Here is a 16,095-nt window from a genome sequence, read left to right as displayed (position 1 = left end):
TCCCCGGGTCGTCCCGCGTTCCGCGCCGCCCGGCACCCCTCTCCGGTGCCGGGCGGCGGCGCGTGGCCCGACCCGTCGACCCCCGTCCGCCGACCCGCCCGGGAGCGACACAATGACGTCCATGGCACAGCGTGAGTTCTCGAGCCGACCCATCTCCCGGGCGGCCGCGGCGATCCACTGGCTCGTGGTCCTGGAGGTGTGCTGGGTGCTGGCGTCGCTGCCCGGCCTGGTCCTGCTGCTCCTGCTCGCCCCGGATGCCAGCAACATCCCGCTGGTGGCCCTCGCGCTGGTACCGCTCGGCCCGGCCACCGGCGCGGTCGTGTACTCCTGGCGGGCGTTCGGCGACGACGGCGACCCCGAGCCGGCCCGCTACTTCCTGCGCGGCTACCGGCGCTGCGCCTGGGACGTGCTGCGCTGGTGGTTGCCCGCGCTCGCCGCCCTGACCCTGCTCGGCATCAACCTGACCAACCTGGACGCCGTCACCGGACCACCAGCCCTGCGCACCGTCCTCGGGGCGGTGAGCGCCGCCGTCGGGCTCGGACTGATCGTGGCCGGCGGCCACGCCGTGGTGATCTCGTCCCTGTACTCGCTGCGCACCCGGGACGTCGCCCGGCTGAGCATCTACTACCTGACGGCGAAGCCCATGGCGAGCATCGGCGTCGCCGCGCTCGTCGCGGTCATCGTGGGCGCCGCCCTCGGCGTCTCCGACTGGCTGCCCGTGCTCGCCGCCGCGCCGCTGATCTGGCTGTTGCTGCGCGGGGAGCGTCCCGTCCGTGACCATCTCGAGGAGAACTTCATCGATGCCTGACCACCAGCTGTCCGCGCTCGCCTACGGCGGCGACTACAACCCCGAGCAGTGGCCCGAGGAGGTCTGGGCGGCGGACCATCACGCGTTCGGGCTGGCTCGCATCGACACCCTCACCGTCGGGGTGTTCGCGTGGGCGCACCTGCAGACCGCCGAGGACACCTACGACTTCACCGTCCTGGATGCGATCGTGGCCCGGATCGTTGCCGAGGGCCGCCAGCTCGTGCTGGCCACCGCGACCGGGGCGCTGCCGCCGTGGCTCGCGAAGGCGCACCCGGAGGTGACCCGCACCGACTTCGAGGGGCGCCGGCACGGATACGGGCAGCGGCACAGCGCGTGCCCGAGCTCACCGGTGTTCCAGCGTCTCTCGGCCGCACTGGCGGGACGGATCGCGCGGCGGTACGCGGGCACCCCGGGGCTGATCGCCTGGCACGTCGGCAACGAGTACGGCGGCGCCTGCTACTGCGGCAACTGCGCCGCCGCCTTCCGGGTCTGGCTGCGGACGCGGTACGGCAGCCTGGACCGGCTGAACCGGGCCTGGAACGCCACGTTCTGGTCGCACACGTTCACGGACTGGGACGAGATCGAACCGCCGAGCGCGCTCACCGAGCACTGGCGCGGACCCAACCACACAGCGTTCCAGGGCATCACGCTCGACTACCTCCGGTTCACCTCGGACGCGATGCTGCGCAACTTCACCGACGAGAAGGCCGCGATCCGCGAGCACGACGCCAGCACCCCGGTGACCACGAACTTCATGGGCATGTACCGCCCGATCGACTATCACCGCTGGGCCGAGCACCTGGACCTCGCATCCTGGGACAACTACCCCCCGAACGAGCAGTCCCAGGCCCGGATGGCGTTCACGCACGACCTCATGCGCGGGCTGAAGGGCGGCGACCCGTTCTGGGTGATGGAGCAGACCCCGACCACCACCGCGAGCCGCGACGTGAACCCGGTCAAGCGGCCCGGGGTGCTGCGGCTGTGGTCGTGGCAGGCGGTCGCGCACGGTGCGGACGCGGTGCTGTACTTCCAGATGCGCCAGTCCGTGGGGGCGTGCGAGAAGTACCACGGCGCCCTGCTCGACCACACCGGACGGACGGACACCCGCGCGTTCACCGAGGCCGCCACCCTCGGCGCCGAACTGGAACGCCTCGGCGACGCGGTGCTGGGCGCGCGGACGCCGGCCCGGGTGGCGCTGCTGTTCGACTGGGACAGCTGGTGGGCGGCCGAGATCTCCGACGGCCCGAACCGGCACGTGCGCTATCCGGACGTGGTGCTGGGCTATCACCGCGCCCTGTGGGAGGCGAACGTGGACCTGGACGCGGTCCCGGTCACCGCGGACCTGACCGGTTACGACGTGGTGCTCGCGCCGCTGCTGCACATGATCAAGGGCGACCTCACCCAGCGGCTCGCCGCCGTGGTCGCACGCGGCGGCACCGTGATCACGTCGTTCCTGTCCGGGCGGGTGGACATCGACGACAACGCCTTCCTCGGCGACGACCCGGCCGGCTTCACGTCTCTGTTCGGGGTGCGGGTGGCCGAGACGGACGCGCAACTCCCGGAGGTCGCCAACCCGGTCACCCTTGCCGATCCCGACCGGCCGGACCGCACCGACTCGCTCACCGCCGACGGCCGGCTGGTCATGGAGGTCCTCGTACCCGAGGGCGCCGAGGTGATCGGCACGTACGGCGCGGACTTCTACGCCGGCGAGCCGGCGGTGACCCGGTACCGGCCCGGTGCGGCCGGTGCCGGCGGCACCGTGGGCGGTGTCGACGCTGCCGGACGATCGGGCGAGGCCTGGTACGTGGGCACGGAGCTGGCGGCCGACGGCGTCGCGTGGGTGGTGCGGGCGGCGCTCGCCCGGCACGGGCTGCTCGGGCCGTATCCGGACGTCGCGGACCTCGAGGTGAGCGTGCGTGAGCGCGACGGCGTGCGGCACACGTTCGTGCTCTGGCACGGCGACGCACCGGTCGAGGTGCCCGCGCACGTCGGCGGCACCGAGCTGCTCACCGGACGGTCGATCACTGCGGGTGAGACGCTGCGGCTCGCGCCCAAGGATGTGCTGGTGATCCGCGAGGGATAAGACGCGCTACATCCACCTGCGCCACTTGAAGATGCGCCACAGGGTCAGGCTCGTCGCCGCCATGAGGGCGAGCGCGAAGGGATAGCCCAGTGCCCAGTGCAGCTCGGGCATGTGGTCGAAGTTCATGCCGTAGATCGCACCGACGAGCGACGGACCGAACAGGATGGCCGCCCAACCGGAGATCTTCTTCACCTGGTCGTTCTGCTCCAGCGCAGTCTCGGTCTGACGCTGCGTGACGATCGTGGCGTTGACGGTGAGCGCATTGGCGAGGATGGCGCGGAAGGAGGCGATGCGGTCGGTGACCTGGATGACGTGGTCGGCGACGTCGCGCAGGAGGCGCTGCAGTTCGACGTCGACGCCGTACTTCTCGCCGCCGCGCTGGAGCGCGTCGAGCATGCCGGCCAGCGGCTGGGTGCTCCGCTGGAAGGCGATGACCTCCCTGGAGAGTTCGTAGATCCGTCTCGAGAGCGCCATCCGGGTGTCGCTGAAAAGGGCGTCCTCGATCTCGTCGATGTCGTTCTCGACACCGCGGATGACCGGCTCGTACTGGTCGACGACCTCATCGAGGATGGCGTACAGCACGGCCTCGGCGCCGCGGGCGAGCAGGTCCGGTTCGGCCTCCAGCCGGCGCCGCACCTGCGACAGATCGGGCGCATCACCATGGCGGACGGTGACGACGAAGTCGTGGCCGACGAAGACGTGCAGCTCGCCGAACTCGACCGTCTCGGTCGAGTCCTCGTACCAGGCCGGCCGCAACACCACGAAGAGCGTGTCCTCGTACCGTTCGAGCTTCGCACGCTGGTGACCGGTGCGCGCATCCTCGACGGCGAGCGCATGCAGGCCGAACTCGTCCGCCACGGTCGTCAACTCGTCGTCGGTGGGCCGCAGCAGGCCGATCCAGCCGAGCCCGCCCTTGGCGCGCAGGTACTCGAAGGTCTGGTCCAGGCTGGTGGGATCGGCGATCCGGGCGCCGTCGACGTACACGGCGTTGTCGATGAGGGGCACCCCTGCATTGTGCGTGCCCGCACGTGGGCGTGGCAGGGACACGCCGGTCGCGGGCTGGGCACCTGACTCGGGCGTCGGGGCTGCGTGGTAGACCTAGCCCTGATGCCCACCACCCCACCAGCCGCCGTGAGCCGTCCCTGGCAGGCCTTCGCGGTCTGCCTGACCGCGGGCTTCATGACCCTGCTCGACGTCTCCATCGTGAACGTCGCGCTGCCCTCGATCGAGGGCGCCCTGTCCGCGAGCCCCTCCCACCTGCAGTGGATCGTGGCCGGGTACACGCTCGCGTTCGGCCTGGTGCTGGTGCCCGCCGGCCGGCTCGGGGACATGTTCGGGCGGCGGGTGATGTTCCTGATCGGGCTGACGCTGTTCGTGCTGACCAGCGCACTCTGCGGGCTGGTGGTGTCCGCGCCGATGCTGGCCGTGGGCCGGCTGCTGCAGGGCGCCGCCGCGGGACTGCTGAACCCGCAGGTGATCGCGATGATCCAGGAACTGTTCCGCGGGCCCGACCGCGGCCGCGCGTTCGGCTGGTTCGGTGCCACCGTAGGCTTCTCGACCGCCGTCGGTCCGCTGCTGGGCGGCGCGCTGATCGCCGCGTTCGGCCCGGAGCAGGGGTGGCGGGCGGTCTTCCTGGTGAACGTCCCGGTGGGTCTGGTCGCGCTGGTGCTCGCCTGGCGGCTGCTGCCGCGGGTGCGGCCGGCCCGCGACGGCGGGACGAAGGTGAGCCTGGACGCGCCCGGACTCGTACTGCTCGGGATCGCCGTGGTGAGCTTCCTGTTCCCGTTCGTGCAGGTCTCCGAGGGCTCGATCACCGACGCACCCTGGTGGCTGCTGGTCGTGGCCGCGCTCGCCCTGGTGACGTTCCGGTGGTGGGAGCGACGGCTCGAGGCGCGCGGTGGCCAACCGGTGATCACCACCGACCTCCTGCATACGCCGTCCTACATCCGCGGCGCGACGCTCGGGATGGCCTACTTCGGGGGCTTCACCGGGATCTTCCTGGTGTCCACGCTCTACCTGCAGAACGGGTTGGGGCTCGAGCCCTGGCAGGCCGGGCTGGTGCTCACCCCGTTCGCGCTCGCCGGATCGCTCTCGGCCTGGCTCGGTGGCCGGTGGGTGAACCGGTACGGGCGGCGGCTCGTGGTCGTCGGCATCGTGCTGATGCTGATCGGGGTCGCGGCCACCGACGTGCTCGTGAGCCTGTTCGACGGCGCATCGATCGTCTGGTGGATCGCGGCGGTCCTGATCATCTCCGGTTTCGGCAACGGCATCGTCATCTCCCCGAACCAGGCCCTCACCCTCGCCGATGTGCCGGTGCACCACGCGGGTGTCGCCGCGGGCGCCCTGCAGACCGGGCAGCGTGTCGGCACCTCGGTGGGCGTGGCCGCCACCGCCGCCGTGTTCTTCTCCACCCTCGCCGCCTCGGGCGACTACGACCACGCCATGTCACTGAGTCTGCGGGTGGTGCTGGTCATCGTGGCCGTGGCCCTGGTGATCGCCGTCGTCGACGAGCGGCGACGCCTGGTCTGAGCGGAGCTAGGCCGAGCGCGTCCGGGCACGGCGGGAACCGGCGGGCTCAGCACCACGTTCGGGTTCGCTGATCTCGGCCCAGACCACATCGAGGGAGAGCCCTAGCACGTCGGCGATCGCCGCGACGGTCGAGAACGCAGGGGTCGCGACGCGGCCCGACTCGATCTTCCGCAGCGTCTCGGGTGAGACGCGCGCGGCGAGCGCGACCTCGAGCATCGAGCGCGCTCCCCTGGCGCGGCGCAACAACGCACCGAGGCGACGTCCGCGCTCGACCTCTGCGGGGGTGAGTGGCAACCTGACCATGGCCCCAATAGTAGTACCGGGATAATATGGCCGGGATAGTTATTGGAAACGTCCGGAAGGCACCACATGATCGAGATCCTCAAGCCCGCCGAGCTGGCCAAGGCGCGACACACCGGCGGCCTGGTCGCCGACATCCTGCAGGCGCTGAGGAGCCGGAGCCAGGCCGGCACGAACCTCCTGGACCTCGACCGGTGGACCGAGGCGATGATCGCCGAGGCCGGGGCGCAGTCCTGCTACGTCGACTACGCACCGTCGTTCGGACGCGGCCCGTTCGGCCACTACATCTGCACGGCGGTCAACGACGCCGTGCTGCACGGGATGCCGCACGACTACGCGCTCGTCGACGGCGACCTGCTCACCCTCGACCTCGCCGTCTCCCACGGTGGCATCGCGGCAGACGCGGCCATCAGCTTCATCGTGGGTGATGCCGACCCCACGGATGACGCCGAGAGCGTCGCGATGATCGACGCGACCGAGCGCGCGCTGACCGCGGGGATCGCCGCCGCCGAGCCGGGGGCACGCCTGGGCGACATCTCCCATGCCATCGGCTCGGTCCTGACCGCGGCCGGCTATTCCATCAACACCGAGTTCGGGGGCCATGGCATCGGATCGACGATGCACCAGGACCCGCACGTCGCGAACACCGGGCGGCCGGGACGTGGCTACCGGCTGCGCCCCGGACTGCTGCTCGCGCTGGAGCCGTGGGTCATGGCCGACACCGATGAACTCGTCACCGACGCCGACGGGTGGACACTCCGGAGCGCGACCGGATGCCGGACCGCGCACAGCGAGCACACGATCGCCATCACCGACGGCGGGGCCGAGATCCTCACGCTGCCGCGGTCCGCCGTTCGATGAGCCCGTAACGGCCACGAAGGTACTGCCGGGACTTCGATGAGTTCCGGGACCGTCCCGGGTCTGACCGGACATCCATCCGTCGCGAAATCTGGAGGCACCGTGAAACTCCTGCTCACCTCGGGCGGCGTCACGAACCCGAGCATCCACGCCGCGCTCGTGCAGCTTCTCGGCAAGCCGATCGCCGAGTGTCACGCCCTCTGCATCCCGACGGCGCAGTGGGGTCATCCGATGTGCGGCCCGAGATCGGTGCGGGGCCTGATCGCCGCCGAACCCGACTTCCAGTACTTCACCGGCCTTGGTTGGGCATCGCTCGGCGTTCTCGAGCTCGCCGCGCTGCCCACCATCGGTGCCGAGCGGTGGGTCCCCTGGGTCCGGGAGGCCGACGTGCTCCTGGTCGACGGCGGCGACGCGACGTACCTGAGCCACTGGATGCGGGAGTCCGGGCTCGTCGAACTGCTGCCCTCCCTGCCGGACACGGTCTGGGTGGGCGTGAGCGCCGGAAGCATGGTGATGACCCCCCGGATCGGGGAGTACTTCGTCGAGTGGCCGTCCGCGTCGGACGACCGCACCCTGGGCATCGTCGACTTCTCGATCTTCCCGCACCTGAACGCGTTCCCGCACAACACCCTGGCCGACGCGCAGCGGTGGGCCGCCGGCATCGGCGGGCCGGCCTACGCCATCGACGAACAGAGCGCCATCAAGGTCGTCGACGGGGCCGTCGAGGTGGTCTCCGAAGGGGAGTGGACGAAGTTCGGGTCATGACGACCAGGTCAGGATCACTCAGGCGAACTGGAGCCGTTGCGCCGGTTGGCGTTGAAGCGCGCCTTCTTCTGACGATTCCCGCACGTGTTCATGTCACACCATCTGCGGGTACGGCTCTGGCTGGTGTCGAAGAAGGCGGCCCGGCAGCTCGGTGAGGCGCACAGGGCCAGCCTTCCGTCTCGCTCGCCCGCGATGATGCTGATCGCGTCGGCGGCGATCACGCCGAGAGCATCTTCCAAGCGGGAGGCCGAGCTCAGCCGCCATCGCCGCTCACCGTCAGGCGTCAGGATCGCTGCGGCACGACCCTGGGCGCTGCAGTCATTGATGACTCGGACAGCCGCCGCAGGGAGCGCGCCCCCCATCGCGGCCGCCGTCGCTGCGGCATGGATCGCCTCCCTCAGTTCCCGAGCGAGGTCGAGCTGAGCGCAGGTGCAGGAGTCCACGACGAGGCCGTTGAGCGCCAGCCAGTCGATGAGTCGGTGCGGCGCGGGAATGCGCTCCACAGCGGTTCCCTGACGCTCCGTCAGCGTCGCCGTGAAGCTGGTTGCGAGCACGCTACCGATGCGGAAGTCAGGGATGTCGGTGCGCACGGAACCACCTTAGCCGGTTGCGCGCAGACTCCATCGCCTGCTAGAACCGTCTGAGCCGGTTCTCGGTGAAGAATCGGTTCCACGACGGCCAGGAGGTCCAATGCCCCGTCCAACCAATGGCGTGCACGCGTTCGAAGCCCACGCGACCGACGCCGATCTCGACGATCTGCGTGCGCGACTGGCTGCGGCGCGGCTACCGGAGGCCGAGACGGTCCAACGGGCCGCGCCCGACCCGCACAGGTGGGACCAGGGAGTTCCTCTCGCCGACCTCGTCGACGTCGTGGACTACTGGCGCAGCGGGTACGACTGGCGCTCGTTCGAGGAGCGCCTCAACCGGGTCGGCCAGTTCCGCACGACCATCGATGGTCTGGCAATCCACTTCCTGCACCGCCGGTCCGCGCGCGCCGACGCGACGCCGCTGGTCCTGACGCACGGTTGGCCGGGCAGCATTGCCGAGTTCATCGATGTCGTGGACGAGCTCGCAGATCCGAAGGATCCGGACGCGCCGGCGTTCCACGTCGTGGTTCCGTCGCTACCGGGCTTCGGTTACAGCGACAAGCCGGCCACCACCGGGTGGGGGACGGAGAAGATCGCGGCCGCCTGGGTGGAGCTGATGGGAAGGCTTGGCTACGGCAGGTTCGCCGCCCATGGCGGCGACTGGGGAGGCAACATCACCACGGTCCTCGGTGGCAGGTTCCCGGCGCACGTTCTCGGCATCCACACGACATTCGCGGAGGGACCGCCCGGGCTGACCACGGACGGACTGACAGCCCTCGAGCGCACGTGGACCGAGGAGACCCGCGACTTCTGGCACCATCGCGCGGCGTACGCGAAGCAGCAGGCCACGCGACCGCAGACCATCGGCTATTCGCTGGTCGACTCACCGGTCGGGCTCCTTGCGTGGATCCTCGACAAGTTCGCCGAGTGGTCGGATACCTCCGACAGCCCGTTCGAGACGATCTCCAGGGACCGCGTGCTTGACGATGTGACCCTGTACTGGCTGACCCGGTCCGGCGCATCGTCGGCCCGCATCTACTACGAGAGCCACAACTCGCTCGACCCCGACCTTCGGGTCGACGTCCCGGCCGCGATCACCATGTACCCCCGCGACATCGAGAAGTATCCACGCGCCTGGGCCCAGGAACGCTACCGACGGATCGTCCGATGGAGGTCGCCCGCACGCGGGGGACACTTCCCGTCGCTGGAGGTACCCGGCTACTTCGTCAATGACCTGCAGGAGGGTCTCGCGGCAGTGCTGGCCGCCGGTCGGTGAGCGCGGCCGGGCGCCGACACTGAGGCACCATCAGTCCCCGGCGCCGGTGGTCGTGCCGCACAAGTGGGCGCCCGCGATGTCGGGTCATGCGGTGCGGCGGGTGCGGACGCCGCGGACGGTGTCCGGTATCGGTTCGACGAGGCTGTCAGCGAGATCCTGGGTCGGACGCCTGGCGATCGCGGCGAGTCGGTCCTGGATGCGTCGGATGTCCCGGGCGAGCTCGGCGGGATTGATCGCCGCACGGCGGGCGCGGAGTTCCGCGGCCTGCGCTGGTGAGATCGTCCCGGCCTCCAGGAGCCGCTCCAGCGGGGTGCGCGGACTGTCATAGTTCCGGCGTCGTCGTCCGGTGCCGGTGGTGACCCAGCCGGTCGGCTTCTTCGTCGGGGTGAAATAGTTCAACCGGTCATTGACCAGCGGCCAGAGCCGGTTCAGCATGGCCATGGCCTCAGGGCCCTCGTAGCGAAAGTCGAAGGCGTAACGGCGCACCAGGTGGTTGTTCCTGGACCCGACGGCAGCTGGGTCGTTCATGCGGTCGGGGCGGGATCCGGTGAAGTGGACATCGCGCCCAGCGGCCCAGGCGATCACGTCCTGGTCGACGAACTCGGACGCCGCCTCGCAGCCCAGACCGACCACCTCGAACGGGATCGCCGTCACGGCGCGGTCGAGCGCGGCGATCAGTTGCACCCGGGCGTTGCTACGGATCGAGGTGGTGAACACCCACCCGGTGAGCGTGTCGGTCAGGTTCACGGTCCGGGCGAACTCGCCCTCGAGGCACGGCCCGCCGTGCGCGACCGTGTCGGCCTCGAAGAACCCTGGGTCGGCCTCGACTTCGTCACCGGCCCGGCGGACGCTGATCGAGTTCCGCAGCAGCGTCCCGGGCCTGGTCGCAGCGGTGCCACTCGACGCGGCACGCGCTTTCGGTGCCGCCAGGTAACGGTCGATCGTGGCCGCGCTCATCGCCACCAGCTGCGCGCGCACCTCGGCCGAGTAGTTGCGCTCGCCGTCGACAAGTTCGCCGTGCGTCTCCAAGGCGTCCAGCAGAGGCACCATCGCGGGCGCCAGATACTTCCCACAACTGCCACCGCTGATCCCCCAGACCCGCTCAAGCACCGCGACCGCGTCCGCGGAGAACTTCCGCGGCCGACCCGGCCGGGACCGAACCGGGCGAGGCTGCACCGCCTGCGCCAGCCGACGCCGAGCGTTGTCCCTTGACCACCCGGTCACCGCGACAACCTCGTCCAGCAGTCGCGACTTCACGGCCCTCGAGGAGGTCCGATACGCCCTCGCGTACGTAGCCGTGATCTGCGCTCGTGTCGACACGACAGCCCCGATCCATGCCCTCCAGCGTTCCGGCTACGCGTGCACACACGTTCAGGCACGACCGTCGCTACACGGGCATCATTTCGGCAGGATCGTCGCACCCTTGCGGACTTTCGTCAATAGGCTTAGCGTATTGCCCATGTCGCAAGACCTACAGCGCCGAGCCAACACCTCCGCGGTTCTGCGCGTCCTGGCCACCGGCGGCCCGGCGAGCGTTACCGAGCTTCGGGGCACCGCCGGGCTCTCCCGACCCACGCTCGAGGTCATCCTCGCCGAGCTCGTCGCGACGGGCATGATCCGGCAACAGGAGCCGGGCGAGACCGACGGCAACACCGAACGCGCCCGCAGCGCCGGACGACCGGCCCGCAGCTACACGATCGACCCCGACGCGGCGTTCGTGGCCGGCGTCGACGTCGGCAGGCACGAGATCCTGGTGATGATCGCCGACATCTGCGGCACCATCCGCGTCACCCACCGGGCCGCGGTGCCCAGCGGCACGGACGGCGCCGAACTCCTCGACCTGGTCCAGCGAGCCATACAGGAGGCGACCGACGACCTGGGGATCAGGGTCGATCAGTTGCGGTCCCTCGCCGTCGGCGTCCCCGGGGTCGTGGATCGCGAGGGTCGCCTGACTCGGTCGGTGGTGGTCCCCCGGTGGAGCAGCACCGACATCCGCGCCCAGCTCGCCGAATGGAGCGGCGTCGAGGTCGAGCTCGTCAACGACGCCAACCTCGCGGCGCTGGCCGAGCAGTGGCGAGGATCGGCGCGGAACCACCGCGACGTCCTGTACCTCCTCGCCGGCTGGCGCGCGCGAGCATCGATCATGATCGACGGCGAGATCGTGACGGGTCGCCATGGCGAGGCCGGCGAGATCGGCTCGGTGCCCGAGTTGTTCTTCGACACCCCCGGGGTGCTGCTCGGCGACCCCTCGGCGAGCAGCACCCAGGTCGCCGCAGTCTTCGCCAAGGCCGGCGCCGGCGAGGTCGACAGCCAGATCCGCGTCGATCGCTACTGCGCGGAGCTCGCCCGCACGATCCGGTTCATGACCGCAGTGCTGGACCCCGAGGTCGTGGTCATCGGTGGCGGCCTGGCCGGCGGCGGCGAACAGGTCATCGAGGGGTTGCGCACCCATCTCGCATCCGATGCCGATCCGCGCGGCTGGCGCACACCGCTCACCTTGTCCGCGCTCACCGACTCCGCCGTGGCGCTGGGTGGCGTTCGACGAGCCCAGCTCACCGCAGCCGCCGCTGACCCGTGGGTCGACGCCGTGATCACGGCCCAGACCCCAGACCCTCGAGAGAAGGAATGCTCGTGACCGTTCCCGTCCACCCTCCGGCGCCCCCGCTGCGGGTCGGCATGATCGGCGCCGGAGGCATCGCCGGTGCCCACCTGCCGGCCTGGCTGAACCTCGGCGCAGCGGTGAGCCACTTCTCCACGGTCGGGGCGGAGGTTCTCGCGGCGAGGCACGGAGGCGTTGCCGTCGGCTCGCTCGAGGAACTGCTCGACCTCGTCGACGTCGTCGACATCGTCACGCCGACCCCGTCGCATCTCGGCTACATCGAGGCGGCCGCGGCGGCCGGCAAGCACGTGTTCTGCGAGAAGCCGTTGGCGCGCACCTCGGCCGACGCCCGGCGCGCGATCGAGGCCTGCCGCGCCGCGGGCGTGCAGCTGTACCCCGGTCACGTGGTGCGCTACTTCAGCGAGTACGAGGCGACCCACCGCGCGGTGGCCGCCGGCACGGTCGGCGCGGTCGCGGTCCAGCGCTTCACACGGACCGGCTCCCGACCCGGCCCCGACTGGTTCCACGACCCCGAGTCCTCCGGCGGAGTGGTCCTCGACCAGATGATCCACGACCTCGACTTCGCCTGCTGGAACGCCGGCCCCGTCGACACCGTGTTCGCGCGACAGGCTCGCATCGGTCCGGGCACGGACGGCGTCGTGAGCGCGCATGTGGTCCTGCAGCACGTCAACGGCGCGATCTCCCATGCCGCGGGCACGTGGGCGCAGCCCGGCACAGCGTTCCGGACCACGTTCGAGATCGCCGGCAGCGACGGCATCCTGCGGCACGACTCCGGCGAGCACAAACCGCTCGTCATCGACGGCGGCATCCGCCACGAGTGCGCGGCCGGGACCGGCCTGCTGCCCGACGTCACCGGCATCAGCCCTTTCGAGCTGGAGCTGGGTGAGATCGCCCGAGCCTTCATGGGTGGCGACCCACCACGGGTCAGCGCGGAGGACGGGCTGGCGGCGATCCTGATCGCCGAGGCCGCGATAACGTCGGTGCGGACCGGGCAGCCAGTCACCGTCGCATCGATCGAGAACGTCGGAGTCGCGGCATGACCACCGTCGCGAAGATCGCGGTGCTGTCCTTCGCCCACCCGCACGCGGTGTCGTACGTGAGGGCCCTGACCGGACGTGAGGACATCGAGCTCGTCGCCACAGACCCCGACCACGGTGAGCGCCCGGCCGGCGAGAGCGGCGGGCGCGACCTGGCCGCGCAGCTCGGCGTCCGCTACCTCGAGACCTACGAGGCGGTCTGGGAGTGGGAACCGGATGCCGTCGTCATCTGCGCGGAGAACGTCCGGCACCGTGCGCTGGTCGAGCAGGCGGCGGCGCACGGCGCACACGTGCTGTGCGAGAAGCCCCTCGCCACGTCGGTGCCCGATGCCGAGGGGATGGTCGCGGCCTGCGAGGCAGCGGGCGTCAACCTGATGGTCGCCCACCCCGTGCGGTTCTCGACGGCGTTCACAGCACTCAAGCAGGCCTACGACGCGGGCACCCTCGGCGAGGTCCGCGCGGTGGTCGGAACCAACAACGGCAAACTGCCAAAGGGCGACCGCTCCTGGCTCGTCGACCCCGAGCTCGCGGGCGGCGGGTCGATCACCGACCACACGGTGCACGTGGCCGATCTGCTGGACAGCCTCTTCGACGGTGTCGCCGCCCGCAGTGTCTACGCCGTCAGCAACACGGTCCTGCACGGTGACGTCGGCGTCGAGACCGGTGGCCTCGTCTCGATCGAGCTCGACGGCGGCGCGGTCGTCACAATCGACTGCAGCTGGTCAAGGCCGGACTCCTACCCGACGTGGGGCGGGCTGACGCTCCAGCTGACCGGTGACCATGGCATCGCCGACATGGATGCGTTCAACACCCGCGTCGACGGACACTCGCAGGCCCATGGCAACAATCTGTGGATTCCCTACGGCACCGACCCGGACGCCGCGATGATCTCCGAGTTCCTCGACTCGATCGCCGAGGACCGCGCTCCGCAGCCCGACGGGCGCTCCGGGCTGCGCACGGTGCGGATCGTGCAGGCGGCATACGACTCGGTCCGTACCGGAGCATCCGTACGGCTCTGAGCACCGTTTCGACGATTCCGGATCCCCCGCTCCGCCGGCGGCACGTGCACGCACTTATGAGGCACGACTGCCGCTGCGCGGGCATTGTCACCGGGGCGTCGCTTGAGGCCACGTGCACGCACTGATGAGGCACGCCTGCCGCCACCCGGCATTTCCTGTCACCGTTGCGGTTCCTGCGACGCGTGCACACTTATGAGGCACGACCGCGCCTGCGCGGGCATTACTTCTGAGGATCAGGTATACCTTCACACGCAACTTCGGTTCGGGTAATGTCCGGGGCGGCCTCATTTACGACTGGCTCCACCGACGGATGTGTGTTCCCCCACGATCGGATCGCTTTTCATATGAGTTCTCCTGCCCTGGGCATCTCCGTGCCCGAAACGCCGCGCGCGACGGCGCGCAGAAAGAAGTTCTGGCGCAACGTCGGGATATTCCTGCTGGTGGCCGGCCCCAACTATCTCGTGCTGATGGTGTTCACCTATCGACCGATGTTCCTGAGTTTCTACTACTCCCTGCTGAACTGGAACCTCGGCTCCGAGGTGGCACAGTTCATCGGCCTCGGAAACTACGTCGAGTGGGTCAACGACCCCGAGACGCCGCGGGTGCTGCTGACCACGTTCGTCTACGCCCTGTTCACGGTCGTGGGCGGCATGGTTGGGGGCCTTGCACTGGCGCTGGCGCTCAACCGCAAGCTGGTGGGCCGCGGGATCGTCCGCACCGTGACGTTCGCACCGTACGTGCTGTCCGGGATCGCCGTCGGTTTCCTGTGGATGTACATCTTCAACCCGAACATCGGCCTGCTGTCGATCATGCTGGGCTGGTTCGACGTCGCCTCGCCGGAGTGGTTCACCCAACAGCCGTGGCCACTGCTGATGATCATCATCGTCACGCTCTGGAAGCACGTCGGGTATGTGGCGCTCATCTATCTGGCCGGTCTGCAGTCGGTCCCGCAGGACCTGCGCGACGCGGCGGCCCTGGACGGAGCCGGCCACTTGCGGACGTTCTCCCGGATCACTCTGCCGCTGCTCGGCCCCATCACCTTCTTCCTGCTCGTCACGCTGACGCTGAGTGCGCTGCAGTCCTTCGACCTGATCCGTGCGATGACGAACGGCGGCCCGCTCGGCTCGACGAAGACCCTGATGTTCCAGGTCTACGTCGAGGGCTTCCAGATCGGCCGTGCCGGCTACGGGTCCGCTGTGGCCACCGTGCTGTTCGTGGTGCTCCTCGCCATCACCGTCATCCAGATGAAGTTCGTCGAGAGGCGGGTGCACTACCAGTGACCAGTTCGCTGACCCGGCCGGGCCGGGCCACCCCGGCCCCGGCCGCCGCTGCCGCCGATCCTGGGGTCGACCCACGCCACCGGCGCCCTCGCCGCCTCGGTCCGACCCTCCTCGACGGCGGCCTGTACGTCACGTTGCTGATCGGCACCCTGGTGATGGCGTTTCCGCTGATCTGGATGGTGCTGGCGAGCTTCAAGACCAACGCCGAGATCAGCAACCTGCCGTTGCACCTCCTGCCCTCATCGTGGGATCTCGACAACTTCGTGGCGGTCGCCAACTCGATCCCGCTTCCACGCATGGTCGCCAACAGCGTCGCGATCACGGCGATCAGCACCTTCCTGAAGGTGTTGCTGGGGCTGGGCTGCGCCTACGGCCTGGTCTTCGTGGAGGTACCTTTCAAGAAGTTCGCGTTCACGGTGGTCCTGTTCACGCTGCTGATCCCCGGACAGATCACGATCATCCCGAACTACGTTCTCGTGGCGAGCCTGGACTGGACCAACACCTACGCGGGGATCATCGTGCCCGGCCTCGCGAGCGCGTTCGGGACCTTCCTCTTCCGGCAGCAGTTCATGCAGCTTCCGCGTTCACTCACCGAGGCCGCGGAGCTCGACGGCGCCGGTCACCTGCGTCGCCTGTTCCAGATCGTCGTCCCGGTCTCCGCACCCTCGATCGCCGCCGTCACGCTGGTCACCATCGTCGGTGAATGGAACGAATACCTGTGGCCGAGCCTGGTCGCCAAGAGCCCTGAACTGATGACGCTTCCGGTCGGCCTCACCCACCTCCAGGACCTCGAGGGCGTCCAGAACTGGGGCGTGCTGCTGGCCGCGACCACCGTGGTCACGGTCCCGATGCTCGTCATCTTCCTCTTCGTCCAGCGGCGCCTCGTGGCAGGCCTCACCGCCGGCGCGGTCACCGGGTGAGCCGCCCGGCTCA

The 16,095-nt window shown here is 69.7% G+C and carries 15 protein-coding genes; 11 read left to right on the top strand and 4 right to left on the bottom strand.

Annotation, left to right across the window (positions count from 1 at the left end; all coding sequences use genetic code 11):
* Positions 1–121 precede the first annotated feature (121 nt).
* Positions 122–808: a DUF624 domain-containing protein gene (locus tag HALOF300_RS04710; protein WP_197522312.1), complete on the top strand. Its 687-nt coding sequence runs from the start codon at positions 122–124 to the stop codon at positions 806–808.
* Entirely contained in the window at positions 801–2,891 is a 2,091-nt protein-coding gene (locus HALOF300_RS04705; protein ID WP_156739770.1) for a beta-galactosidase, read from the top strand. The genes HALOF300_RS04710 and HALOF300_RS04705 overlap by 8 nt, the downstream gene beginning before the upstream one ends.
* 6 nt (positions 2,892–2,897) lie before the next feature.
* On the opposite strand, the gene HALOF300_RS04700 is transcribed toward HALOF300_RS04705, so the two are convergent.
* The gene (locus HALOF300_RS04700) at positions 2,898–3,896 is read right to left on the bottom strand and encodes a magnesium and cobalt transport protein CorA (RefSeq protein ID WP_156739768.1); all 999 of its coding nucleotides are present in this window, start codon (positions 3,894–3,896) and stop codon (positions 2,898–2,900) included.
* Between the two features lie 102 nt (positions 3,897–3,998).
* On the opposite strand from HALOF300_RS04700, the gene HALOF300_RS04695 reads away from it, so the two are divergent.
* The gene (locus tag HALOF300_RS04695) at positions 3,999–5,420 is read left to right on the top strand and encodes an MFS transporter (RefSeq protein WP_156739766.1); all 1,422 of its coding nucleotides are present in this window, start codon (positions 3,999–4,001) and stop codon (positions 5,418–5,420) included.
* Between the two features lie 6 nt (positions 5,421–5,426).
* On the opposite strand, the gene HALOF300_RS04690 is transcribed toward HALOF300_RS04695, so the two are convergent.
* Positions 5,427–5,723, bottom strand: a complete 297-nt coding sequence (locus tag HALOF300_RS04690; protein ID WP_156739764.1) for a helix-turn-helix transcriptional regulator — start codon at positions 5,721–5,723, stop codon at positions 5,427–5,429.
* Positions 5,724–5,789: 66 nt separating this feature from the next.
* On the opposite strand from HALOF300_RS04690, the gene map reads away from it, so the two are divergent.
* Positions 5,790–6,581 carry a type I methionyl aminopeptidase gene (map, locus tag HALOF300_RS04685; protein WP_156739763.1) on the top strand — a complete coding sequence of 264 codons (792 nt, stop codon included), beginning with the start codon at positions 5,790–5,792 and terminating at the stop codon, positions 6,579–6,581.
* 99 nt (positions 6,582–6,680) lie between these two features.
* Complete coding sequence (locus HALOF300_RS04680; RefSeq protein WP_156739761.1) at positions 6,681–7,343, top strand: Type 1 glutamine amidotransferase-like domain-containing protein; 663 nt, start codon at positions 6,681–6,683, stop codon at positions 7,341–7,343.
* Between the two features lie 14 nt (positions 7,344–7,357).
* Here HALOF300_RS04680 and HALOF300_RS04675 read toward each other — a convergent pair whose 3' ends face one another.
* The gene (locus tag HALOF300_RS04675) at positions 7,358–7,933 is read right to left on the bottom strand and encodes a CGNR zinc finger domain-containing protein (RefSeq protein WP_156739759.1); all 576 of its coding nucleotides are present in this window, start codon (positions 7,931–7,933) and stop codon (positions 7,358–7,360) included.
* A 100-nt stretch (positions 7,934–8,033) separates the two neighbouring features.
* On the opposite strand from HALOF300_RS04675, the gene HALOF300_RS04670 reads away from it, so the two are divergent.
* Positions 8,034–9,206 (top strand): epoxide hydrolase family protein, encoded by a 1,173-nt coding sequence (locus HALOF300_RS04670; RefSeq protein WP_156739757.1) that lies wholly within the window; start codon positions 8,034–8,036, stop codon positions 9,204–9,206.
* Positions 9,207–9,290: 84 nt separating this feature from the next.
* On the opposite strand, the gene HALOF300_RS04665 is transcribed toward HALOF300_RS04670, so the two are convergent.
* Positions 9,291–10,526 (bottom strand): integrase, encoded by a 1,236-nt coding sequence (locus tag HALOF300_RS04665; protein WP_231955017.1) that lies wholly within the window; start codon positions 10,524–10,526, stop codon positions 9,291–9,293.
* A gap of 139 nt (positions 10,527–10,665) precedes the next feature.
* Between HALOF300_RS04665 and HALOF300_RS04660 the strand changes: the two genes are divergently transcribed.
* The 5 genes from HALOF300_RS04660 to HALOF300_RS04640 all read left to right on the top strand — a co-directional run bounded on the left by HALOF300_RS04660 (position 10,666) and on the right by HALOF300_RS04640 (position 16,082).
* Positions 10,666–11,841: an ROK family transcriptional regulator gene (locus HALOF300_RS04660; RefSeq protein WP_156739755.1), complete on the top strand. Its 1,176-nt coding sequence runs from the start codon at positions 10,666–10,668 to the stop codon at positions 11,839–11,841.
* Complete coding sequence (locus tag HALOF300_RS04655; protein WP_231955016.1) at positions 11,838–12,866, top strand: Gfo/Idh/MocA family protein; 1,029 nt, start codon at positions 11,838–11,840, stop codon at positions 12,864–12,866. Before HALOF300_RS04660 ends, HALOF300_RS04655 begins: the two co-directional genes overlap by 4 nt.
* Positions 12,863–13,882 (top strand): Gfo/Idh/MocA family protein, encoded by a 1,020-nt coding sequence (locus HALOF300_RS04650; RefSeq protein WP_156739751.1) that lies wholly within the window; start codon positions 12,863–12,865, stop codon positions 13,880–13,882. The genes HALOF300_RS04655 and HALOF300_RS04650 overlap by 4 nt, the downstream gene beginning before the upstream one ends.
* Positions 13,883–14,226: 344 nt before the next feature.
* Entirely contained in the window at positions 14,227–15,162 is a 936-nt protein-coding gene (locus tag HALOF300_RS04645) for a carbohydrate ABC transporter permease (protein WP_156739749.1), read from the top strand.
* Positions 15,159–16,082, top strand: coding sequence for a carbohydrate ABC transporter permease (locus tag HALOF300_RS04640; protein WP_231955015.1), 924 nt, complete (start codon positions 15,159–15,161; stop codon positions 16,080–16,082). Before HALOF300_RS04645 ends, HALOF300_RS04640 begins: the two co-directional genes overlap by 4 nt.
* Positions 16,083–16,095 lie beyond the last annotated feature (13 nt).

Source organism: Occultella aeris (assembly GCF_902703175.1).
Taxonomy (GTDB): domain Bacteria; phylum Actinomycetota; class Actinomycetes; order Actinomycetales; family Beutenbergiaceae; genus Occultella; species Occultella aeris.
The sequence above is the reverse complement of the archived record's forward strand: the minus strand, read 5'-3'. Positions and strand labels throughout refer to the sequence as shown.

Coding starts and splice junctions, on each gene's coding strand:
- HALOF300_RS04710 (WP_197522312.1), top strand. CDS start 122: ATGGCACAGCGTGAGTTCTCGAGCCGACCCATCTCCCGGGCGGCCGCG.
- HALOF300_RS04705 (WP_156739770.1), top strand. CDS start 801: ATGCCTGACCACCAGCTGTCCGCGCTCGCCTACGGCGGCGACTACAAC.
- HALOF300_RS04695 (WP_156739766.1), top strand. CDS start 3,999: ATGCCCACCACCCCACCAGCCGCCGTGAGCCGTCCCTGGCAGGCCTTC.
- HALOF300_RS04690 (WP_156739764.1), bottom strand. CDS start 5,723: ATGGTCAGGTTGCCACTCACCCCCGCAGAGGTCGAGCGCGGACGTCGC.
- map (WP_156739763.1), top strand. CDS start 5,790: ATGATCGAGATCCTCAAGCCCGCCGAGCTGGCCAAGGCGCGACACACC.
- HALOF300_RS04670 (WP_156739757.1), top strand. CDS start 8,034: ATGCCCCGTCCAACCAATGGCGTGCACGCGTTCGAAGCCCACGCGACC.
- HALOF300_RS04660 (WP_156739755.1), top strand. CDS start 10,666: ATGTCGCAAGACCTACAGCGCCGAGCCAACACCTCCGCGGTTCTGCGC.
- HALOF300_RS04650 (WP_156739751.1), top strand. CDS start 12,863: ATGACCACCGTCGCGAAGATCGCGGTGCTGTCCTTCGCCCACCCGCAC.
- HALOF300_RS04645 (WP_156739749.1), top strand. CDS start 14,227: ATGAGTTCTCCTGCCCTGGGCATCTCCGTGCCCGAAACGCCGCGCGCG.